The 22,571-nt window shown below is 74.2% G+C and carries 18 protein-coding genes; 3 read left to right on the top strand and 15 right to left on the bottom strand.

Features of this window, described 5'->3' with window-relative positions:
- Positions 1-107 precede the first annotated feature (107 nt).
- The 13 genes from ACPFP2_RS22985 to ACPFP2_RS22925 all read right to left on the bottom strand — a co-directional run bounded on the left by ACPFP2_RS22985 (position 108) and on the right by ACPFP2_RS22925 (position 15,446).
- On the bottom strand, positions 108-3,602 hold the full coding sequence (locus ACPFP2_RS22985; RefSeq protein ID WP_424091284.1) for an ATP-binding cassette domain-containing protein: 3,495 nt from the start codon (positions 3,600-3,602) through the stop codon (positions 108-110).
- A 103-nt stretch (positions 3,603-3,705) separates the two neighbouring features.
- Positions 3,706-4,299, bottom strand: coding sequence for a TetR/AcrR family transcriptional regulator (locus ACPFP2_RS22980; RefSeq protein WP_424091282.1), 594 nt, complete (start codon positions 4,297-4,299; stop codon positions 3,706-3,708).
- A 92-nt stretch (positions 4,300-4,391) separates the two neighbouring features.
- Positions 4,392-6,584 (bottom strand): YhgE/Pip family protein, encoded by a 2,193-nt coding sequence (locus ACPFP2_RS22975; RefSeq protein WP_424091280.1) that lies wholly within the window; start codon positions 6,582-6,584, stop codon positions 4,392-4,394.
- Positions 6,581-7,564, bottom strand: a complete 984-nt coding sequence (locus ACPFP2_RS22970) for an ATP-binding cassette domain-containing protein (RefSeq protein ID WP_424091278.1) — start codon at positions 7,562-7,564, stop codon at positions 6,581-6,583. Before ACPFP2_RS22970 ends, ACPFP2_RS22975 begins: the two co-directional genes overlap by 4 nt.
- Positions 7,565-7,742: 178 nt before the next feature.
- A complete protein-coding gene (locus tag ACPFP2_RS22965) occupies positions 7,743-8,582 on the bottom strand; it encodes a GNAT family N-acetyltransferase (RefSeq protein ID WP_424091276.1) in 840 nt (279 codons plus the stop codon).
- Positions 8,583-8,629: 47 nt separating this feature from the next.
- On the bottom strand, positions 8,630-9,853 hold the full coding sequence (locus ACPFP2_RS22960) for an MFS transporter (protein ID WP_424091274.1): 1,224 nt from the start codon (positions 9,851-9,853) through the stop codon (positions 8,630-8,632).
- Between the two features lie 183 nt (positions 9,854-10,036).
- Positions 10,037-11,209: a flavodoxin-dependent (E)-4-hydroxy-3-methylbut-2-enyl-diphosphate synthase gene (gene ispG, locus ACPFP2_RS22955; protein WP_424091272.1), complete on the bottom strand. Its 1,173-nt coding sequence runs from the start codon at positions 11,207-11,209 to the stop codon at positions 10,037-10,039.
- Between the two features lie 9 nt (positions 11,210-11,218).
- Positions 11,219-12,460, bottom strand: a complete 1,242-nt coding sequence (locus ACPFP2_RS22950; protein ID WP_424091270.1) for a M50 family metallopeptidase — start codon at positions 12,458-12,460, stop codon at positions 11,219-11,221.
- Complete coding sequence (gene dxr, locus ACPFP2_RS22945) at positions 12,460-13,671, bottom strand: 1-deoxy-D-xylulose-5-phosphate reductoisomerase (protein ID WP_424091267.1); 1,212 nt, start codon at positions 13,669-13,671, stop codon at positions 12,460-12,462. Before dxr ends, ACPFP2_RS22950 begins: the two co-directional genes overlap by 1 nt.
- A gap of 43 nt (positions 13,672-13,714) precedes the next feature.
- A complete protein-coding gene (locus ACPFP2_RS22940) occupies positions 13,715-14,065 on the bottom strand; it encodes a hypothetical protein (protein ID WP_424091266.1) in 351 nt (116 codons plus the stop codon).
- A gap of 81 nt (positions 14,066-14,146) precedes the next feature.
- Positions 14,147-14,500, bottom strand: a complete 354-nt coding sequence (locus ACPFP2_RS22935) for a hypothetical protein (protein ID WP_424091264.1) — start codon at positions 14,498-14,500, stop codon at positions 14,147-14,149.
- A 17-nt stretch (positions 14,501-14,517) separates the two neighbouring features.
- On the bottom strand, positions 14,518-14,856 hold the full coding sequence (locus ACPFP2_RS22930) for a GNAT family N-acetyltransferase (RefSeq protein ID WP_424091262.1): 339 nt from the start codon (positions 14,854-14,856) through the stop codon (positions 14,518-14,520).
- Positions 14,857-14,900: 44 nt separating this feature from the next.
- Positions 14,901-15,446 carry a GNAT family N-acetyltransferase gene (locus ACPFP2_RS22925; RefSeq protein ID WP_424091260.1) on the bottom strand — a complete coding sequence of 182 codons (546 nt, stop codon included), beginning with the start codon at positions 15,444-15,446 and terminating at the stop codon, positions 14,901-14,903.
- A 51-nt stretch (positions 15,447-15,497) separates the two neighbouring features.
- Here ACPFP2_RS22925 and ACPFP2_RS22920 point away from each other — a divergent pair, with 51 nt between their 5' ends.
- Positions 15,498-16,349 carry a YhjD/YihY/BrkB family envelope integrity protein gene (locus tag ACPFP2_RS22920; RefSeq protein WP_424091257.1) on the top strand — a complete coding sequence of 284 codons (852 nt, stop codon included), beginning with the start codon at positions 15,498-15,500 and terminating at the stop codon, positions 16,347-16,349.
- 81 nt (positions 16,350-16,430) lie between these two features.
- Here ACPFP2_RS22920 and ACPFP2_RS22915 read toward each other — a convergent pair whose 3' ends face one another.
- Positions 16,431-17,594, bottom strand: a complete 1,164-nt coding sequence (locus tag ACPFP2_RS22915; RefSeq protein ID WP_424091256.1) for an alkaline phosphatase PhoX — start codon at positions 17,592-17,594, stop codon at positions 16,431-16,433.
- Between the two features lie 69 nt (positions 17,595-17,663).
- Complete coding sequence (locus ACPFP2_RS22910) at positions 17,664-19,847, bottom strand: MMPL family transporter (protein WP_424091254.1); 2,184 nt, start codon at positions 19,845-19,847, stop codon at positions 17,664-17,666.
- Between the two features lie 189 nt (positions 19,848-20,036).
- On the opposite strand from ACPFP2_RS22910, the gene ACPFP2_RS22905 reads away from it, so the two are divergent.
- The gene (locus ACPFP2_RS22905) at positions 20,037-20,774 is read left to right on the top strand and encodes a TetR/AcrR family transcriptional regulator (RefSeq protein WP_424091252.1); all 738 of its coding nucleotides are present in this window, start codon (positions 20,037-20,039) and stop codon (positions 20,772-20,774) included.
- Between the two features lie 11 nt (positions 20,775-20,785).
- On the top strand, positions 20,786-22,387 hold the full coding sequence (locus tag ACPFP2_RS22900) for a phytoene desaturase family protein (protein WP_424091251.1): 1,602 nt from the start codon (positions 20,786-20,788) through the stop codon (positions 22,385-22,387).
- Positions 22,388-22,571: the final 184 nt, after the last annotated feature.

The following is a 22,571-nucleotide window of genomic DNA, read 5'->3' as shown; positions in this document are numbered from 1 at the left end:
TCCTCTCCCCCCCCCCCCTCCCCTCCTTTTTTTTTTTTTTTTTTTTTTTCCCCCCCCCCCCCCCCCCCCCCCCCACGCCGCAAACGGTCGACGCGACCCGGCCACGGTCAGCCGGCGAGGTGGGACCAGTGGGGCTCCAGGTCGCGCCAGGGGCCCTGGGCGGCCACCTGGCCGTCGCGGAGCACCACCACGTGGTCGGCGCGGACCAGCGCGGCCCGCTTGGACGTCGAGCCGACCACGGTCACCCCGTGCTCGCGCAGCGCCGCCCAGAGCGCCAGCTCCGTGGTGACGTCCAGCGCGGACGAGACGTCGTCGGCCACCAGCAGCTCGGTACGCGGCGCGAGCGCCCGGGCCAGCGCCAGCCGCTGCAACTGCCCGCCGGAGAGCCGGGTCCCCTTGTGGCCGATGAGCAGGCCGAGCCCGCCCCCGGCCGCGGCCAGGTCGTGGTCGAGCTGGGCGGTGGTGACCGCGCCGGCCGCGTCCACGTCGTGACCCAGGGCGATGTTCTCGGCGACGGTGCCGGAGAGCACCCGGGGCAGCTGCCCCACGTACCCCACCTGCTGCGGGCGCAGGAACAGCTCCGGCTCGGTGACCGGGTCGCCGTTCCAGCGCAGCTCGCCGGTGTGGTGCACGATCCCGGCGAGGGCCCGCAGCAGCGACGACTTGCCGGAGCCGACCGGCCCGACGACCAGCACGAGCTGCCCCCGCTCGACCGTCAGGTCGACGTCGCGCACGGCGAGCGTCCCGTCGGTGTGCAGCGCGCCGAAGCCGGCCAGGTCCAGCCGCCGCAACGGCCGCCGGGCGGGTGGCTCGGGCGCGGGCGCGGTGCCGGCCACGATGTCCACCCCGGGCACCGGCGCCGAGTACGCCGCGACCCCGCACATCGACACGGTCCGCCGGGTCCACACCCGGGCCGACGGGTAGTGCGACACCAGCGACGCCGTCGTCCAGGCGAACCAGCGGGCGGCCCCGAGGGTGGAGACGGCCACCAGCACACCGCCCGCCGACAGCCCGCCGGCCAGGTAGAGCGCCCACGCGCCGATCGGCAGCAGTCCGCTGGCCATCGCCGGTGTGGACCGCGCCCACACCTGCATGGCGATCTCCCGGCGCTGCCGGTCGCTGCGGTCGGTGTCCAGCCGGGCGAGGTGGGCCAGCACCGGACCGGTGGCACCGGCCAGCTTGACCGTCCGCGCGGCCGACAGCGACGACACCAGCGCGGTGGCGAACGCGGCCCGCGCCTTGACCGTGCCCCTGGCGGAGCGTTCCAGACGCGGCCCGAAGAGGGTCGCGGTCAGCCCGGAGACGACCATCGTGCCGACGAAGAACAGGCCCGGCACGACACTGCCGGTCACCACGGTCATGCTGATCAGCAGCGTCACCGCGATGAACTGGTCCACCAGGTTGTCGGCCAGCTCCACCACCCGCTCGGTGTCGCCGCCCTGGGCGACGACCTCGGCCGGGGTGTGCCCGCTGACCCGGCGCGGGCCGGTCTGCCCGTGCACCAGGCGCAGGCTGATCCGCAGCATCTGCCGCACCCACCACTGCGGGAACCACAGGCTGGTCAGGAAGGGCAACGGCAGCACCAGCAGCAGCGCGGCGCTGATGCCGAGCGCCGGCAGCCACGGGCTGCCGCCGTCGACGACGTCCGCCCAGAGCCAGGGCAGCACCGCGCCGTCCAGGCCGAGCAGCAGCCCGACGGAGAACAGGCCGACCGAGACCAGGCCGTAACGGGGGTCGTTCAGGCCCAACCGCAGGATCTCCCGCATGGTCCGCGCGGGCGGTTGCGGTGGCAGCGGCGGCGGCTCGGCCCGGGGTACGGCCACCGGTTGCGCCGCCGCCGGGGCGGCGGTCTCCGGCTCGGTGTCCCATTCCCCGCCGGGGGCCGGCAGCAGGTCCACCCCGCCGCGGGCCGCCCCGGCGGCGGCGTACGCGCCGGCGTGGCTGGTGGCCAGCAGCTCGGCGAAGTGGGCGGACTCGCGCAGCGGACCGGCCTCCCGCACCGTGCCGTCGGCCATCACCACCACCTCGTCGCAGCGCCGCACCGAGGAGAGCCGGTGCGCGATGACGATGCCGATCCGGTCGGTGAGCAGCCGTTCGGTGGCCCGGCGCACCCGGTGCTCGGTGACCGGGTCGAGCCGGGCGGTCGCCTCGTCGAGGATCACCACGCGCGGGTCGCGTACCAGGATCCGGGCGAACGCCACGAGCTGCTCCTGGCCGGCGGAGAGCACGTGCCCGCCGTCGCCCAGCCGGGTGTGCACGCCGTCGGGCAGCTCGGCGATCCAGCCGGCCAGCCCCAGCTCCTCCAGCGCCCGGGCGGCGTCGTCGACCAGGTCGGGGTCGAACAGCGCGACGTTCTCGGCCAGCGTCCCGGCGAGGATCTCGGTGCGCTGCGGCACCACGGCGATCCACCGGCGCAGCTGCTCGACGTCGAGGTCGACCAGGTCGGTGTCGCCGAGGTACACCGTGCCGCGGGGCACGTCCACCGCGCGGGTGAGCACCTTCGCCAGCGTCGACTTGCCCGACCCGGTCCGCCCGACCAGCGCGTACGACCGGCCCCGGACGAAGGTGAGCCGGACGTCGCGCAGCGCCGGCCCCCGCACGGCGTCCTCGGTCGCCGGGTAGCGGAAGGTGAGCCCGCGCACGGTCAGGTCGCCGTCGACCGGGGCGGCCCCGCCCTCGGGCTCCTGCCGGGAGCCGGCGAGCAGTTGCACCCGGGCCCACGCGCCGAGCGCGTACTGCACCTGCGGCACCCAGCGGGCGAGGTGCTCGCTGGTGGCCCCGAAGGCGATGGCGAGCAGCCAGATGGCGGTGAGTCGGCTGCCGTCGATCCGGCCGGTGGTCAGCGCCCACGCGCCGCCGAGCACCACGGCGACGATGCCCACCCGGACGGCCCCACCCGCGATGGTGGTCACCCAGGCCGTCATCCGGAACACCTGCCGGGCCCGGGCGAGCACCGCGGCGGCGCGGCGGGCGTACAGCCGCAGCACGTACGGCCGGGCCAGGCTGGTCCGGACGTCGTCCTGGCCGTGCACGGCCTCCTCCATCACGGCGGCGAGGTCCGACCAGGCCTCCTCCTCGGCCATCCGGGCCGGTCCGATGCGCGCGGTGGGGCGGCGCAGCGCCACGGCGAGCAGCGCGACCAGCAGCACCATGCCGACACCGGCCGGCCACCAGACGACGAGGGCGGTCACCGTGGCGAGCAGGCAGACGGCCAGGCCCTGCACCACCCGGACACCGGTGCCCCGCACCTCGGAGGCGACCTGGTACACGTCGTTGTCGATGCGGTCGAGCAGCTCGCCGACCGGGGTGGTCTCCAGGGTGGGCAGGTCCTGCCCGAGCGCGACCCGGCAGAGCCGGCGGCGCACGTCGGCCGACCAGTCGGCGGTCAGCCGGGCCATCACCAGCCCGATCACCAGGTCGCTGACGACGGCGGCGACCAGCGCGACGGCCAGCCCGACGAACCAGCCCGACGAACGGTGCACCAGGACGGGACCGGCCAGCGCGGAGGCGCCCGCCTGCCCGGCGGCGCCGAGGACGACCAGCAGCACCACGGCGGCCATTCGGCGCGGCGCGGTGGCCCAGAGATCACGGAGCAGGCGCATGGGTCGGTCCCTCCGGACTCGGGGTGGTGAAGGCGGTGACCCCAGCCTGGCCGTCCGGCCACCACGGTTCAACGCATTTACGCCCCCGGCAGACGAGCCGGACTCAGGTGCGGGCGACCCGCCGGACGATGCCGAGCAGCGATTCCTGGACGTCGGAGATCGGCCGGTCGGGCTGGAACACCAGCCAGTCCACGGCCACCACGAGGCCGACGCCGAAGAGCGCCGAGGAGGCGGTACGCACGTCCAGGTCGGCGGGGAGGTCCCCGCTGTCCACCCCGGCGCGGACGGTCTGCGCGATCACCTCGATCGCCTCGCCGCGCAGCAGCCGCAGCGTCTGCTGCCACTCGCGGTTGGTCCGCCACATCTCCGACAGCAGCAGCTGGGCGAAGGCCCGGTACCGCTGGATGTACTCCAGTTCGGCCCGGACCAGCGCGGCGAGCGCCTCGCGGGGCGGCAGTCCCGCCACCGCCGCGCGGAAGTCGGCCGTGAGCAGCCCGATGCCGTGCCGCAGCAACTCCTCGAAGAGGACGGTCTTCGACTCGAAGTTGTAGTAGACGGTGCCCTTGGCCACCCCGGCCCGGGCCGCGATGTCGTCCACCGTGGTGGCCGAGAAGCCCTGCTCGGCGATGAGTTCCACTGCCGCCACGAAGAGGCGCTGACGGGTGTCCTCCCGTCGCCGGGACCGTCCGTCCGTCACAGGTCCTCCCCGTCCGCCCGGCCGGCCCGCCCCGGACCGGCGCGGGCCGGGGGCCGCCTGCCGTCGTACCGCCGTCGGGCCCATCAGCATCCTCACATGGTCAGTTCGGGGTGCAGGCGGGCCGGGGTCAGCCGGCGGGCGCGGCGGGCCGCCCCGACGGTGAGCAGCAGCGCCGCCGCGCCGAACCCGGCGACGAGCACCGCGGCGGTGACCACGGTCGCGGCGGACCCGCCGTTGACCGTGTGCCGCAGCCCCCGCACCACGTACGTCATCGGCAGGTAGGGGTGGATCGCCCGGAAGAACCCGGGCGAGGTCTCCACGGGGTACGTGCCGCCGGAGGAGGTGAGCTGGAGCATCAGCAGGGCGAGGGAGGCGAGCCGGCCGGCGGGGCCGAGCGCGGCGCCGAGCCACTGCATGATCGCGGTGAAGGCGAGCGAGGTGAGCGCCAGCAGGCCGAGGGTGGCGCCCGGGTGGGCCGGGCCGAGGTCGAGCACCGCGGTGACCACGGTGAAGAGCACCCCGGCCTGGGCCAGCCCGATCGCCGCGGCGGGCAGCCAGCCGGCGAGCGCCACCCGCCAGGCGGGCGCGTCGGACATCACGTGCCGCCGGTTGACCGGCCGCAGCAGCAGGTACGTGATCATCGCGCCGACCCAGAGCGCCAGCCCGAGGAAGTACGGGGCGAAGCCGACCCCGTACGACCCGGCGGCGTGCTCGCTGCGGCGGTCCAGCGAGACCGGGTCACCGAGGACGTCGGCGCGGCTCGCCGCGTCGTCGTACCCGGGGATCTTCCGCTCTCCGGCGAGGAGCCCGTCGGCGAGCCGGCCGGCGCCGCCCTCCAGTTTGGTCAGGCCGGCGGCGAGGCTGTCGCTGCCGCCGCCGAGCTGGGCCAGGCCACCGTCGAGGTCGCGTGCGCCGGTGGAGAGCTTGAACAGCGCGCCCCGTAGCTGCCCGGCCCCGGTGCCGGCCCCGCCGAGGCCGTCGCGCAGCTCGGCGTTGCCCTTGGCGACCTTGTCGGTGGCGTTCGCGAGCTGGCCGAGGCCGTCGGCGAGCTGGTGCACCTTGCCGCGTACGTCGGCGACGTCGTCGGCCAGGTGCGGCGCGGCGGCGGCCACCTTCCGCGCGGTGGCGGCGACCTGCCGCAGGTCCTTCTTCAGCGTGGCCAGGTCCAGCTTGTCGAGCGTGCCGACCATGTCCTCAGCGGTGCCGACGAGCTGGGCGGCGGCCGTCCGGGCCGCCACCACGTTCGGGTCGTCGGCCAGCTCGGGGTGTTCCTCGACGAGCGCGTCGAGCCGGTCGCGCACCGTGCGGGCCCGGGCGAGGGCGTCGTCGGCCTGCCGGGGCAGCGCGTCGATCCCCTTCGCCAGCGCGTCCGCCCCCTCGGCGATGGTGGTGGCCGCCTTCCCGATGGTCTCGGCGTTCTCCCGCAGGGCCGGTTCGACCTTGCCCGCGACGGAGTCGACCGTGCCGACGGCGGCGTTCACCCGGTCGGCGGCGGCCCTGGTCTGGGTGGCGACCCGGGCGCTGCCGTCGGCGAGCTGGGTCGCGCCGGTCCGCAGCCTGCCGACGCCCTCGGCGAGTTTGTCGGCGCCCTGGGCGCTCTGGCGCAGTCCTCCGGAGAGTCGCCCGGCGCCGGCCTCGGCGTCGTCGAGGCCGCCGGCGAGCCTGTCGGCGCCGTCCTGGGACGTCGTCAGCCCGTCGGCGAGCTGCCCGGCCCCGTCGGCGGCCCGGCCGGTCTCGGCCTTCATGTCGGTGAAGCCGACCAGCATCCGGTCGAAGTAGCCGGCGGCGGTGCTCTGCGCGGCGGCGGCCCGGATCTCGCTGAACGCGGAGCGGGCGAGCAGGCCGGAGAGGTAGTTGGTGGCGTCGTCGTTGACCACCCGCAGTTCGCCGCGCCGGGCCGGGCGGTCCGGTTCGGGGCCGGCGACGAGGGTGGCCGAGAAGTCCGCCGGGATGGAGAAGACCAGGTGGTAGCGGCCGGTACGCAGGCCGGCGGTGGCGTCCTCGGCGTCGGTCACGGTCCAGCCGAAGACCTTCCGGTCGAGCAGTTCGTCGGTGAGGTCCTGCCCGGCGTGCACCACGTCGCCGTCGCCGGAGGTGGCGGGCCGGTCGGCGTTGACCAGCGCCACCGGGATCCGGTCCATGTGCCCGTACGGGTCCCAGAAGGCGTAGAGGTAGAGCGCGCCGTAGAGCAGCGGGATGACGGTGAGCACGGCCAGCGCGGCGCGCGGCAGCCGGCCCCTCGTCATCCGGCGCAGTTCGAACCGCGCGAGGCGGAAGACGCTCATCGGATCACCTCGGTGTCGATGGTCCGGACGTTTCCGGCGGTCCCGGCGGCGGTCCCGGCGGTCCCGGCGGCGGTCCCGGCGGTCCCGGCGGCGGTCCCGGCGGTCCCGGCGGCGGTCCCGGCGGTCCCGGCGGCGGTCTCCGCAGTGCCGGCGGTTTCGGCCGCCGGCGGACCGGCGGGCCGGCCGATCTCGGTTCCCGTCGGATCGGCAGGCGGATCGTCGAGGACCGCGGGTCGGGTCGGCTGATCGGGCGGCGGCGCGGCCCGGGGCACCGGGACGGTGGCGGGCGGCGGCGGGAGGGTCAGTTCGGGGCGGGCCGGCAGGGTGGGGTCGCCGAGGCGGTGCACGAGTGCCGGCGTCCCCGGCTCGACGGCGCGGGCGCTGGCGACGACGGCGTACCCCTGGTCGGCGAGGCGGGCCAGCGCCGCCCAGAGCCAGGCCCGCTCGGGGGCGTCCGAGTTGGCGTCCACGTCGTCGGCGACGATCAGGCCCGGCCCGCTCAGGGTGGCCAGCACCAGGCCGAGGACCTGCCGCTGCACCGGGGTGAGGTCACGGCCGCGCACGTCCTTCTCGAGCGGCACGTCGCCGGTGAACCCCGCCCCGGACAGGGCGGTGGCCAGGGCGTCCCGCCGGTACGCGCGCCGGGCGCGCACGGCGGCGACGGGCACCAGTCGCCGGCGCCGGCGCGGCACCGGCCCGAGCAGCAGCAGCCGCTCCTGGATGTGCTCGGCGACGGTGAGCGCGGGATCCGGCTCGTGCACCCCGGCGACCTGCCCGAGCGCGGCCGGGCCGTGGGTGCGCAGGGTGCCGGCGTTGTGCGGGAAGCGTCCGGCGAGGGCGAGCAGCAGGGAGGTGCGGCCGCTGCCGGGCGGCCCGGTGACCGCGTGCAGCTCACCGGCCTCGGCGGTCAGGTCGACGTCCCGGAACACCCAACCCCGGCGGGTACGCAGACCCAGTCCGTGCGCCTCGACGATCTTCATGCCCGTCCCGCCATTGTTGAACTGACCGGTCAGTACAAAAACATGCCCAGCATAGCGCCGGCTGTCCGGTTCGCAGCCCCGGGCACGGGTGATCCACGCCATGCCGCGCAGGCGAGCCGCGTCGTGCCGCGCGCAGGGCCGGCGCTGGGCGCACGGTCCGTCGGGACGGGACCCGGGGTCAGAAGAGCACGGTGGCCAGGGTGCCGACCGGGCGGAAGCCGCAGCGCTCGTAGACCCGGCGGGCGGGCAGGTTGAAGTCGTTGACGTAGAGGCTCACGGTCGGGGCGACCCGGAGCAGGGCGTCGCGCACCACCGCGGCCATCGCCGCCGTGGCGATCCCCCGCCCCCGCCACTCGGGGGCCACCCAGACCCCCTGGACCTGGGCGGTACGCCGGGTCACCACCGCCAACTCGGCCTTGAAGACGACCGCGCCGTCCACCACCCGCGCGTACGCCCGGCCGGAGCGGACCAGGTCGGTGACCCGGCGGCGGTAGGCCCGTCCGCCGTCCTCGACCAGCGGCGAGACGCCGACCTCCTCGGTGTACATGGCGACCGCCGCCGGGAAGAGCCGGTCGACCTCACCGGCGCGGACCCGACGCACCTCGGGGTCGGCCGACACCCGGGGCAGCGTGTCGGTGGCCAGCAGCGGCTGGTTCGGGCGGACGTCGCGGGCCGGCCCCCAGTACGCGGAGAGCCGGTCCCAGAGACCGAGCACCGCGTCGGCCCGCCCGACGATCGAGGAACAGATCCGCTCCTCGGTGGCGAGCTGCTCGGCGAAGGCGGCGACGGCCGGCTCGGAGGCGAGCACCGGCGTGAGGTTGCCGCCCAACCAGCAGATCGACTCCAGGTTGCGCCGAGGCCCGTAGCCGAGAACCCGCCCCTCGGCACGCCACCACGCCAGGCCCCGGGCGGCGACCCGCTCGGCGACCTGCGCGCCCGCGATCGGGTCGAGGTCGAGCAGCCGCTCGACCGCCCGGCGCTCCGACTCCCCCAGTTGGCGTACCGGCACCGTCAGCACGGTTACCAGCCTGCCAGATGGGGGCGGGGGCGCGCGGGTCGACCGGGTCAGACGGCGGCCGGCTCCGGTGCGAGGACGACCGGCCGGCTGCGGGCGGCCCACCGCACCACCGGGGGCACCAGTGCGCCCAGCAGCAGGAACAGCCCGCCCAGCAGCAGCCAGCCCGGCACCCCCCAGCCGACCGCGAGGCTGGTGACCACCACCGGCGCGACCATCCCGCCGAGCTGCATGCCCATCCCGTACGCCCCCTGGTACTGACCCTGGGCGTGGGCGGGGGCGAGACCGAACGAGATGCCCCATCCGGCGGCGGCGTGCCACAGTTCGCCGAGGACGTGCACCAGCGACCCGGCCAGCAGCAGCGTCACCGCCACCGGAGTGGGCGCGCCGCCGCTGGCGGCGAAGAGGGCGCAGGCGACGGCGATCACCACGCCGGCCCGCCGGGCGGCCCGCCCGGCCCCGGCCAGTTCCTCGGTGCCCCGTGAGGCGCGGACCTGGAAGAGCACCACGACCACCGTGTTGACCAGCATGCAGGCCGAGACGATCCAGCGCGGCGCGGTGGTGTGCCCGGCGATCCAGAGCGGCAGGGCGATGTTGAGCAGCCCGAAGTGCATCGACATCAGCCCGTCGAGGACGGTGAAGGCGAGGAACGGGCGGTCCCGCAGGGCGATCAGCCGTGGCCCGTGGGCGGGAGCCGGCACCGGCGGCAGCGGCGCGAGCCGGAGCAGGATCGCCGCCGCGAGCAGGTAGGTGGCGCAGTCGAGCAGGATCAGCGCGACGTACCCGGCCCGGGTGTCCGCGGCGAGCCCGACGCCGGCGACCACGGCGCCGACGGAGATCCCGACGTTGGTGACCGCCCGCAGGTACGCCCGGGTGCGGACCCGCTGGTCGGCGGGGACGGCTCCGGCGATCAACGCGCCCCGGGCGCCCCGGGTGGCGGCGTCGGCGACCGCCATCAGCACCCCGACCACCAGGAAGGTGGCGAACGACCGGACGGCCACCAGGGCGGCGGTGCACGCGGCGGAGGCGAGCAGCGCGCCGAGCTGCATGCCGCGCGGGCCGTGCCGGTCGGCGAGGTAGCCCATCGGGGTGCTGGCCACCAGGGCGACCAGCGCGGTGACGGTGAGGCCGAGGCCGACCTGGGCCACCGTCAGGCCGACCGAGCGGGTCAGGAAGAGCGCGCTGACGGTCAGCCAGGTGCCCCGCCCGACGGTGTTGACCAGGGTGGAGAGGGCGAGCGTCCGGGCCGGCCCCGGTTCGGGAAGCAGTCGCACCCCCACACCCTAACAAAACGTACGTACGGTTTGCAGCCTCGAAGTCGCGCCCCCCTCCCCGCCGGCGGCAAGAACAGAGAAAGAGTGGCTACTCCTTCCGGAATAGCCACTCTTTCTCTGTAAGTGCGCGCCCCGGGCCGCCGCAGCGGCGGTGCGGGGAGGCGACTGAAGGAGGGAGCCGGGTCAGTGGACGGTGACGGTGGCGCCGGGGACCAGGTCGCGCAACTCCTCGGGGATCTCCGCGCCCATCTCGTCGGCGAGCCGGAGCGCCTCCTCGATCAGCGTCTCCACGATCTGCGCCTCGGGCACCGTCTTGATGACCTGGCCCTTGACGAAGATCTGGCCCTTGCCGTTGCCGGACGCCACCCCGAGGTCGGCCTCGCGGGCCTCGCCCGGACCGTTCACCACGCAGCCCATCACGGCCACCCGCAGCGGCACCGGCAGCCCCTCCAGGCCGGCGGTGACCTCCTCGGCGAGCTTGTAGACGTCCACCTGGGCCCGGCCGCAGGACGGGCAGGAGACGATCTCCAGGCCCCGCTCACGCAGACCCAGCGACTCCAGGATCTGGTTGCCGACCTTGATCTCCTCCACCGGCGGGGCCGACAGCGAGACCCGGATCGTGTCGCCGATCCCCTCGGCCAGCAGCGCGCCGAAGGCGACCGCCGACTTGATGGTGCCCTGGAACGCCGGGCCGGCCTCGGTGACGCCCAGGTGCAGCGGGTAGTCGCACCGCTCGGCGAGCTGCCGGTACGCCCGGATCATGACCACCGGGTCGTTGTGCTTGACCGAGATCTTGATGTCGCGGAAGCCGTGCTCCTCGAAGAGCGAGCACTCCCAGAGCGCCGACTCGACCAGCGCCTCGGCGGTGGCCTTGCCGTACTTGGCGAGCAGTCGCTTGTCCAGCGAGCCGGCGTTGACGCCGATCCGGATCGGTACGCCCGCGTCGCCGGCCGCCTTGGCAATCTCCTTCACCTTGTCGTCGAACTGCCGGATGTTGCCCGGGTTCACCCGTACCGCGGCGCAGCCCGCGTCGATCGCGGCGAAGACGTACTTCGGCTGGAAGTGGATGTCGGCGATCACCGGGATCTGCGACTTGCGGGCGATCGCCGGCAGCGCCTCGACGTCGTCCTGGCTCGGCACGGCGACCCGGACGATCTGGCAGCCGGAGGCGGTCAGCTCGGCGATCTGCTGGAGGGTGGCGTTGACGTCGGAGGTGAGGGTGGTGGTCATCGACTGCACCGAGACCGGGGCACCCCCACCGACCGGCACCGAGCCGACCATGATCTGGCGGCTGGCCCGACGCGGGGCGAGCGGCGGGGGCGGTACGGCGGGCATACCGAGACTGACAGCGGTCACTTCAGGCACTCACCTTGAGAAGAGCGTGATCGGGTTGATGATGTCCGCGGTGGCGGTGAGCAGCGTGAAGGCCCCACCGACCAGGATCACCACGTACGTGACGGGCATGAGTTTCATGTAGTCGACCCGGCCCGGGTCCCGGCGGCCGATCAGACCGTACAGCCAGGAGCGGGCGCGTTCGAACCAGGCGATGGCGATGTGGCCGCCGTCCAGCGGCAGCAGCGGCAGCAGGTTGAACACGCCGACGAAGAAGTTCAGCGAGATGAACAGCAGGACCAGCATCTGCCAGACGCCGTTCTCCAGCGCCTCGCCGCCGAGCCGGCTGGCGCCGACCACGCTGATCGGGGTGTCCTTGTCCCGCTCGCCACCGGTGACGGCCTCCCAGAGGGCGGGCACCTTCTCCGGGATCCGCTTCATCGCCTCGTACGTGCCGACGGCCAGGTCCTTGGTGTAGCCGGCGGTGGCCGGGATCGCGTCGACCGGGCCGTACGTGACGGTGGCCGGGACGCCGGGCGGCAGCGACGGGCCGACCACGCCGACCACGGAGACGGTCTTCGCGGCCCCGTTCGGGTCGTCCAGCGGCTTGCGCTGCACGGCGGCCGGGGTGACCTGGAGCTCGCCGGTCACGCCGTCGCGCTCGTACCGGATGGTGGCCGGCTGCCCCGGGGGCAGCTCGCGGGCCGTCTTCGTCAGCGCGGCGTAGTCCGCGACCGCGACGCCGTTCACCGCGAGGATCTTGTCGTCATCGCGCAGACCGGCCTGCTTGGCGGGGCTCGCCGGGTCGCCCGGGGCGCACTCGCGCTGCGCACCGTCGGGCAGGATGCAGTCGACGACCTTGACGTGCGCCGGCAGCGGGTTCGGGATGTCCTTGTTCGGCATGCCCATGAACATCGCGGCGAGCCAGATCGCGATCGCGGCGAGGGCGAAGTGGACGACCGAGCCGGCGGACATCACGATCGTCCGCTTCCAGACCGGGTAGCGCCACATGGCCCGGTGCTCGTCGCCCGGCTCGACGTCGTCGTCCTGCGGCGTCATGCCGACGATCTTGCAGAAGCCGCCGAGCGGGATGGCCTTCAGGCCGTACTCGGTCTCGCCGCGCCTGAACGAGAAGACGGTCGGGCCGAAGCCGACGAAGTACCGGGTGACCTTCATCCCGAACGCCTTGGCGGTCAGCATGTGACCCGCCTCGTGCAGGCTCACCGAGACGAGGATGGCCAGGGCGATCACCACCACCCCGAGCAGATACAGCATCAGGCTTCCTTCCCCGACCCCGAGATGATCTCCTGCGATTGCGCGCGTGCCCACGACTCGGCCGCGAGCACGTCCCCGACGGTACCTGGTTCGTCGAAATCGGGGGCCTCGTCCAGCACCCGCCGGAGGGTGTCGACGATGCCGAGGAAGGGCAGCCGGCCGGCGACGAACGCCGCGACGCACTCCTCGTTCGCCGCGTTGTAGATCGCCGGGCGGCAGCGGCCGGTCTCCCCGGCGGCCTTGGCCAGCGCCACCGCCGGGAACGCCTCGTCGTCCAGCGGCGCGAACTCCCAGGTGTGCGCGGTGGTCCAGTCGACGGCGGAGGCGGCGTCCGGCACCCGGTCCGGCCAGCCGAGGCCGAGCGCGATCGGCAGCCGCATGTCCGGCGGGCTGGCCTGGGCGAGCGTGGAGCCGTCGGTGAACTCGACCATCGAGTGGATCACCGACTGCGGGTGCACCATCACCGTGATGTCGGCGAAGGGGACGTCGAAGAGTTCGTGCGCCTCGATCACCTCCAGCGCCTTGTTGACCATTGTGGCGGAGTTGATCGTGACGACCGGCCCCATGTTCCAGGTGGGGTGCGCCAGCGCCTGCTCCGGCGTGACCCGGGTCAACTCCTCGCGCCGCCGGCCCCGGAACGGCCCGCCGCTGGCGGTGACGACCAGTCGGCGCACCTCGCCACGGGTGCCGCCGCGCAGGCACTGCGCCAGCGCCGAGTGCTCCGAGTCGACCGGCACGATCTGCCCCGGCCGCGTCACCGCGGCCTTCACCAGCGGGCCGCCGGCGACGAGGGACTCCTTGTTGGCCAGGGCGAGGGTACGACCGGCGCGCAGCGCGGCCAGCGTCGGCGCGAGCCCGAGCGACCCCACCACCCCGTTGAGTACGACGTCACACGGCCACTGGGCCAGCTCGGTCATCGCGTCCGGGCCGGCGACGATCTTCGGCAGCTTGAAGTCCCCGGTGGCCCAGCCACGCCGGCTGGCCTCGGCGTAGAAGGCGAGCTGAAGGTCCTGCGCGGCGGTGGACTTCGCCACCCCGACCGCCTCGACGCCCAGTTCGAGGGCCTGCGCGGCGAGCAGTGCGACGTTGCCACCACCGGCGCCGAGTGCCACCACCCGGAACCGGTCCGGGTTGCGCTGCACGATGTCGATGGCCTGGGTGCCGATCGATCCGGTGGAGCCGAGCAGGACGAGGTCGCGGCGTGTGGTCACCGGGCCATTCTGCCCCGCCGTCGCTGTGGGCCCGCTGGGAGCCTCAGCCCTCGGTGTCCGGGTCCTCGGACGGTGCTTCCTCGTCGAGCAGGTCGGCCGGGTCGACACGGAACTCGAACGGCTCCCGCATGACGAAGGTGGTCCCGGCGGCAGCCGCCGACACGGGCCGGTACTCGCCGTCGGTCAGCTCGTAGAGGGCCATGGCGGGCACGCGGTTGCGCAGGTCGACCCGGAGGAAGAACGGCACCTCGGCCGCCGCGTACTCGCGGGGCCGATCAATCACGTCCTTGCGTCGGTCACCGGGGGAGACGATCTCGCCCAGCAGCACCGCCTGTCGCGCCGCCTGTGCGTCGACGCCGAGCGGGCCGCACCCACCCCCCACCCACCGGGCCACCGCGGCCCGACCTCGTCGGTGGAACACCATGGGCGTCACCGGGGCCGGGAGACAGCCATGCTGTTCCACCGACTGCAACGTTCACTGCGTGACATGGTTGACGACCGTGCGGATGCTGTCGACGGCGGAGGGGACCGGGTCGGCCCAGGGGTCGTCGGCGGCGACCAGGTGCCGGATGCCGGCCAGTTCCAGCTTGCCGTGGCGGACGGCGTCGACGATCCGCTCCAGCAGCACCGCCTCGACGTCGTGGTGGTCGACCGCCCGGCACTGCACCCGGTGGCCGTCCGCGACGCGCACCTGCCACACCCGCCGGTCGGCGTCGGCGCGGACGGTGATCGTGTACTCGTCGTCGCGGATGGGCGGGCTGTCGACCGGCTGCCCGGCCGCCGGGTCGGGAATCGGCGGCGGGCGCCGTCGGTCCGGGTCGTGGCTCATCGTCGTCCTCGCCGGGCTCAGAACGGTGGCGGCAGGCCGGGTGAGGAAGCCGGGTCCGGCGGCGCGGGATACCGCCACCAGATGCCCCGGTCCTCGAAGAACCGGTGTCGGCGCAACAGTCGTAGCGTCTCCTCGGTGGGCGTGGTGCACAACAGGACCGCCCGGTTCTCGTCGGCCCACCGGCAGGCCGCCCGTACGAGCGCACCGCCCCGGCCCTGCCGCCGGTGCCCTTCGTCGACCAGGTGGTCGCGGAGCTGGTGACCAGCCATGCCCGGCCGGAGGGTGAGGGTGCCGTGGGCGACCCGGAAGTGGACGTCCCGGCCCTCGACGAGGACCTCGACGGCGTGCTGCGACATGATCGTCTCTCCTGAGCGGGGGCGGGGGTGGCGGCGGGGCCGGATCAGTCGTCCACGCGGCGGACGAAGGTCTCCAGCGCCTCGCCGCCGTACCAGTCGGTGCGCTGCCCGACGTGGCTCATGCCGAGCCGCCGGGCCACCGCCATCGACGCCTGGTTGCCGGGCGAGACCACCGCGTACACCTCGGGGGCGCCGGCGGCGAACTCGCGGGCCAGCACGGCCCGGGCGGCCTCGGTGGCGTACCCGTGGCCCCAGGAGTCGGGGTGCAGGTGCCAGCCGACCTCGATGTCGGCGGTGGCGGTCACCCCGTCCCGACCGGGCAACGGCTTGAGGATCAGGGTGCCGGCGACGAGCCCGCTGTCGCGCACCTCGATCGCCCAGGTGCCGTACCGGCCGGCCTGGTGGGCGTGCCGGTCCCGCCAGATGCCGAGCCGCTCGCGGGCCTGCCCGGGTTCGGTCAGCGGCAGACCCGGCGCGAACAGCAGGCGGGTCACCTCGTCGGACGAGTAGATGGCGAAGATCCGGTCCAGGTCCGCCGGCGAGTCGGTCCAGTCCCGCAGGATCAGGCGTTGCGTGGTGAGCACCGTCATGGCGGGCGATCGTAATGCGTGCGCCGCCGCCGCACGGGGAAGAAGGTCGCGATGGGTGGCGCATGGCAGCGGACGAAGCGGATCACCACCGGCGCGTTCCGACCGGTACGCGGCCGGGACCTGTCGCTGCACGCCGCCGCGATCACGTTCTACGGGGCGATCGCGGTGGTGCCCGTCGCGTTGCTGGCGATCTGGCTGACCGCGCTGGTGGCGGGCGGCGACCGGGTGCGCCGGCTGACGTCGTACGCGGTGCAGACGCTGCCGGACGCGATCGGCGCGCCCCGGGCGGTGGACGCGCTGGTCGCGGCCGGGGTGGAGTTGACCCCGCTGCTGGCGTTGGCGTCGCTGCTGCCCGCCTCCCTCTACGGCGAGGGGCTGCGCCGGGCGTTCGTGTCGGTGGCCACCCCGCCCAACCCCGACGAGTCGCTGGTGGGCTGGCGGGGCCGGCTGCTGCTGCTCCCGCTGCTCGCGCCGGCCCCGGCCCTGCTGCTGTCGATCCTGATCGCGTTGCCCACCACCACCCGGCTGGTGCGCCAGGGCGGCTGGATCGGCGCGCTCGGCGTGGTGCTGTCGTTCCTGGGGGTGTGGCTGGTGCTCACCCCGGTGCTGATGTGGGTGTTCCGGGTGGTCGGGCCGGCCTCGCCGGACTGGCTGTCGACGCTGGCGGTGGGCTCGTTCACCGCGGCGAACCTCGCCGGCTTCCTGCACGGCTTCGTGCTGTTCGCCTCGCTGCCGCTGGACCTCGGGGTGCCCTTCGGCGGGTTCGACGCGATCGGCGGCGGGGTGGCCGTGCTGCTCTGGCTCTACCTGTTCCACGTGATCGTGCTGGCCGGCTACTCCGCCACCCTGGCGCTGTCCCGCTGGCGCGCCCGCCGCGCCGCCACCGCGCCCGAAAGCCGCTGAGCATGAAGTCGACGGCACGGAAAGCGCGTGCGGGCACCGTCAACTTCATGATCGACGACAACCGGGCGGGGCGGGCGGGGGTCAGGAGCGGAACGGGCCGGTGATCTCGTAGGTGATGCCGCCGCTGCCGGTGGCGCTGCCGCTGGTGCCGCGCTGGGAGGAGAAGTAGAGGCGGGTGCCGTCGGGGGTGAACGCCGGGCCGGTGATCTCCGAGGAGCCGTGCCCGAGCAGTCGCAGGAACGGGGTCACCACGCCGGCCGGCGTGATCATGTTGATCTCCATGTTGCCGCCGTCCTCGGCCACGTAGAGGTCGCCGCCGGCGGTGCCGGTGATGTTGTCGACCCCGGTGAGCGGCGCCGCCCCGGCCGGCACCAGCGAGTCGTCGTACGCCAGGTCGAGTCGCTGGTTGACCGCGTCGTACGCCCAGACCCGGTTGTCGCCCTTGGTGGTGAACCAGCAGGTGCCCCGGTCGTACCAGCAGCCCTCCCCGCCGTCGAAGTGCTTCGCCGCGCCGACCTGGTGCCGGGTGGGGATCGGGAAGCCGTCCCGGTCGGGCAGGTCGCGCCAGGTGACCGGGCCGCTGGTCTGGTCGGCCGGGGCGCAGAGCACCTGCACCCGGCCGGTGCGCAGGTCACCCCAGGTGTCCGGGACGAAGCGGTAGAAGCAGCCGTCGTCCTCGTCCTCGGTCAGGTAGACGACCTTGCGCTCCGGGTCGCAGGCGGCCGCCTCGTGGGTGAACCGGCCCATCCTGGTCCGCTCCTCGGCGGCGCGGCTGCCGTCCGGCCAGGTCTCGAAGACCCGCCCGAGCGCGATCTCCTCGCAGGAGAGCCAGGTGCCCCACGGGGTGGCCCCGCCGGCGCAGTTCAGGTTGCTGCCGCCGAGGATCCGGTACGCCGCCGCGATCGACCCGTCGGCGTGGAAGCGCACCGCCGACGCGCCGCCGGCCAGCGGGATCTCGGAGTTCGACACGTAGATCCAGCCGGTGCCGGCCGGGAAGCAGGCGCCCCCGTCGGGCGCCCAGTGCCACAGGTAGGAGGTGCCGGGGACGCGCTGCCCGGAGCGGGCGATCACCCGGCTGGTGAACCCGGCGGGCAGTTGGATGCCGTTGGCGTCGGCGGGGAGCAGCTCGCCGTACGGGCCGGGGCCGGGCTGGGCGGGGGCGGCGAGGGCGGCGCCGGCCCAGAGGCTGCCGGAGAAGGCGGCGGCGCCGACCACGGTGGCGCGCAGGACGGTACGACGGTCCATCGGGGATCCTCCCGGAAGATGGTCGATGTCCCGTCGACGGTAGAGCCGACGGGACATCGACGGAAGCCACTATCCGGTGAACGCGGGGTGACGGGTCTCCGGGGCGGCCGGCGCGGGCTCGTCGGTCTCCCGGATGCCGTAGCGGCGGTACACCCGGGCCAGCGGGCCGGGCGCCCACCAGTTCCAGCGACCCAGCAGCCGCATGGTCGCCGGGACGAGCAGTGCCCGCACCAGGGTCGCGTCGACCACGATCGCCACGATCATGCCGACTCCGATCAGCTTGATGTAGGACATCCCACCGGTGGTGAAGCCGGCCACCACGATGATCAGCAGCAACGCGGCGGCGGTGATGATCCGGCCGGTGCGTTGCAGGCCGAGGGCGACCGAGGCGGTGTTGTCGCCGGTGCGGTCCCACTCCTCGCGGACCCGGGAGAGCAGGAACACCTCGTAGTCGGTGGCCAGTCCGAAGAGCATGGCGAGCATGAGGATGGGGTTGCTCGGGTCGATGAACCCGGTGGGGGTGAAGCCGAGCAGGTCGGACAGGTGGCCGTCCTGGAAGATCCAGACCACCACGCCGAAGGACGCGCCGATCGAGAGCAGGTTCATCAGCACCGCCTTGACCGGCAGCACCACCGAGCCGAAGGCGAGGAAGAGCAGCAGCAGGGTCGCCCCGGCCATCAGCAGCGCCATCCAGGGCAGCCGGTCGGTGAGGCTGTCCAGCAGGTCCCGGTCGGCGGCGGACCGTCCGCCCACCAGCACCTCGGCCCCGGCCGGGGCGGGCAGGTCACGCAGTTGCCGGACCACGTCCTGGGCGATGTCACCGGTCGGTTCGCCGCGGTAGGTCACCGAGAGCAGGGTCGTCTCGCCCCGGCTCGCCGCGACCTGGACCGCGGTCACCCCGGCCACCGTCGACACCCGCTCGGTGAAGGGGCGGACCGCCTCGGCCGGCACGCCGGAGACCAGCACGTCGATCGGGGCGACCGAGCCGCCGGGGAACTCCTCGGCGATCCGCTCGGAGACCACCCGGGGCGCGGCGTCGGCGGGCAGCACCCGCTCGTCGAACCCGCCGAAGGTGATCCGCAGGAACGGCGTCGCCAGGACCACCAGCAGCACCGCGACCCCGACCAGGTAGGGCACCGGGCGGCGCATCACGCTGCGCGCGATCCGGGCCCAGGCACCGCCGGCGGTGACCTCCGCCGGCCGCCCGCGCCGCGTCCCCCGCCGCCACGGCAGCGGTACGCGCACCGCGTCGATGCGGTGGCCGAGCACCGCCAGCAGGGCCGGCAGCACGGTCAGCGCCGCCAGCATGGCGATCAGGACGGCGGCCATCCCACCGAGGCCCATGGAGCGCAGGAACGCCTGCGGGAAGATCAGCAGGCTGGCCATGGCGAGCGCGACGGTGAGCCCGGAGACGAGCACGGTCCGACCGGCGGTGAGCATGGTGCGGCGGACCGCCTCGGCGGTGGAGCGACCGGCGGCCAGTTCCTCCCGGAACCGGCTGACCACGAAGAGGGCGTAGTCGACGGCCAGGCCGAGGCCGATCAGGGTGATCACGTTGATCGCGAAGATCGACACGTCGGTGACCAGGTTGAGCAGGCGTACCGCGACGAAGGCGCCGAGGACGGCCAGGCCGCCGATGACCAGCGGGGTGGTGGCGGCGACGAGCCCACCGAAGATGAGCACGAGCAGCACCAGCAGCACCGGCATGGAGAGCAGTTCGGCGCGGGTGATGTCCTCGGTGGTCCGGGTGTTCGCCTCGTACTGGAAGGCGACCGTGCCGCCGATCTCGGTGCGCAGCCCGGGCGCGTCGAGGGCCGGGCGCAGCCGCTCGTACTGGGCGATCCGGGTGTCCTCGTCGGCGCCGGCGAGCTTGACCACCCCGTAGGTGGCCTTGCGGTCGGTGGCGACCAGCGCGGGCGCGGAGGTGTCGTACCAGGTGGTCACGGTGGCCACCTCGGCGCGCTGGCGCAGTGTGGTGACGGCGTCGGCGACCGGGTCCCGGAAGGCCGGTTGGTCGACCGTGGCGGTGTCGCTCGACCAGAGCACGATCACGTCGGCGCCCTGCCGGCCCAGTTCGGCGGTGGCCCGTTGGGCGGCCCGGCTGGACTCGCTGGCCGGATCGTCGAAGCCACCTCCGGTCAACTCCCCGAATACGCCGACGCCCCAGGTGGTGCCGACCACCATGAGCACCGCTGCGGCCGCCAGCACGGCCCACCGGGCACGCACCACCACCCGCCCCCACCAGGCGAACATCGCATCTCCCCTCATCGACCGTTAAGGTCGTAGGCTGTAAGCACGGATCATTGGCGTGAACGCTGTTAACTATCGCAACGGTGTTCGCTCCAGTCAAGGGAGTTGACGCGTGAGCGAGCGCAGCGAGCGAATCGGCCTGCTCGGCGCGGCCCGGCCTCATGCCGGTCCCGACCGCAGGGAGGGTTCGGCATGAGCGCACCGACCAGGCGGGAACGGCTGCGGACGGCGACCCTCTCCGAGATCAAGGACGGGGCCCGCCGACTGCTCGTGACCGGCGGGATCGAGGCCGTCTCGCTGCGCGCCATCGCCCGCGACATGGGCATGACCGCCCCCGCCATCTACCGCTACTTCCCCAGCCTGGAGGCGCTGGTCGGGGGACTCGCCGGCGACCTGTACGACGAGCTGCGCCAGCACATCGAGGCGGCCCGCGACGCCGCCGGGCCGGAGCCGACGGAGCAGCTCGCCCAGATGTGCCGGGCGATGCGCCGCTGGGCGGTCGGCCACCCCGCCGAGTTCACGCTGATCTTCGGCAACCCGGTGCCGGGGCTCGCCGAGTTCACCGACAGCTGCGTCGACCCCGACCACCCCGGGGCCCGCTTCGGCGCGGTCTTCCTCGGCCCGTTCGTCGAGCTGACCCGGGGCAGCCGGCTGCCCGGCCCGCCGGCTGCCGACCTGCGACGCCTGCTCGACGGGCACCTCACCCCGCTCGCCGTCAAGCACGGCGAACTGCCGATCGAGGTCGCGTACGCCTTCCTCTCGGCCTGGACCCGGCTCTACGGCCTGGTCGCGATGGAGGTCTTCGGCCACCTCTCCTGGGCGGTCGACGAACCCGAGGCGCTCTTCGAGACCGAGCTGGTCGCCCTGCTCACCCAGTTGCGTCCCGACGATGCCGGCGACGGCCTGACGCCGGGGGCCGCCCGGCACTAGGCTGCCCGGGCATGAGCGAAGCGAGTGAGCTGCCGGCCCGCGCCGACGTCGTGGTCGTCGGGTCCGGGCACAACGGGCTGGTCTCGGCGATCCTGCTGGCCCGCGCCGGGCTGGACGTGCTGGTGCTGGAGGCCGCCGACGTGATCGGCGGGGCCACCCGCACCGAGAACCCGTTCCCCAAGGTGCCCGGGCTGCGCCACTCCACCGGCTCGTACCTGCTCGGGCTGATGCCGCCGGAGCTGCTCGCCACGCTCGACGTGCGCATCCCGGTGCTGCGCCGCGACCCGCACTACTTCCTGCCCACCCCGGGTGGGCTCGGCTCGCCGTACCTGCTGTTCGGCAGCGACACCGCCGCCACCCGCCGGCAGCTCGCCGAGTTCTTCTCCCCCGCCGACGTGGCCGCCGACGACGCGCTCCAGGCCGAGCTGGCACAGCTCCGCGACGACCTGGCCCCCGCCTGGCTGGCCGAGCCGCTGCCGGTGGAGGAGACCGCCGAACGGTACGTCCGGCCCGCCCTGCGGCAGGTCTTCGTCGACCTGGTCCGCGGCTCGGTCGCCGACCACCTGGCCCGGTTCGACTTCCGCTCCGAACTGCTGGTCAGCATGTACGCCGTCACCGACGGCCTCTCCGGCCTCAACGCCGGCCCGGACGACCCGGGCACCGGCCACAACTTCCTGGTGCACAACATGTGCCGGCTTCCCGGCGCCGGCGGCACCTGGATGATCGCCGAAGGGGGCATGGGCACCGTGTCCCGGACCTTCGCCGAGGCCGCCCGCGCCGCCGGGGCCCGCATCCTCACCGGTACGCCGGTCACCGCGATCACCCTCGACGGCGGAGCGGCCTCCGGGGTGGTGCTCGCCGACGGGCGGTCCGTCGCCGCCTCCGTGGTGCTCGGGGCCTGCGACCCATACCGCCTGATGGAGCTGTTGCCCGACGGCGCGCTGCCGGCGGCCCTCGGCGCGCGGATGGCGGCGGTCCGCCGCCCCGGCACCACCCTCAAGCTCAACCTGGCGCTGACCGGGCTGCCCCGCTTCTCCTGCCTGCCGGAGGGCGCGTCGAGCCCGTTCGGCTCCACCATCCATCTGCTGCCCGGCTCGGCGTCGCTGGTCGACGGCGGCGGCGAGTCACCGATGGCGGCGCTGCGCGCCATGTGGGCCGACGTGCAGGCCGGCCGGCTGCCCGACGAGCCGACCATCGAGTGGTACCTGCACACCACCGTCGACCCGTCGCTGTCCGACGACGCCGGGCACCACTCGTCGGCGCTCTTCGTCCAGTCGGTCCCCTACGAGTTGGCCGGCACCACCTGGGACGAGGCGCTGCCCGGCTACGTCTCCCGGCTGGTCGACATCTGCGAGCGGTACGCCCCGGGCACCGGGGACCTGATCGCCGACGCGGTGCCGCTGACCCCGCCCGGGATCGAGGCGCACTTCGGCATCACCGGCGGGCACATCCACCACGTCGACAACACCGTCTCGTTCACCGACCGGATGCCGTACGCCACCGGTGTCGACGGCGTGTACGCCGGCAGCGCCGGCTGCCACCCCGCCGGCAGCGTCATCGGCGCCGCCGGCCACAACGCCGCCCAACGCATCCTCACCGACCTCGCCCACTGACCCTCCCACCCTCTCCCCCGCGCCCACCCTCCCCGCACCGCCCCCCCGTCCCCGCGCACCGCCCCCCGCACCACCTCCCCGCGTCGATCTTGCAGTTTGGGTTGCACTTCTGGGCGTTGCGGGCGATATGTCCCAGCCACAAGTGCAAGATCGGCGGGGGGCGGGGGGCCGGGGGGGGCGGGGG

The organism is Micromonospora citrea (genome assembly GCF_049629545.1).
GTDB classification, from domain to species: domain Bacteria; phylum Actinomycetota; class Actinomycetes; order Mycobacteriales; family Micromonosporaceae; genus Micromonospora; species Micromonospora citrea_A.
The sequence above is the reverse complement of the archived record's forward strand: the minus strand, read 5'-3'. Positions and strand labels throughout refer to the sequence as shown.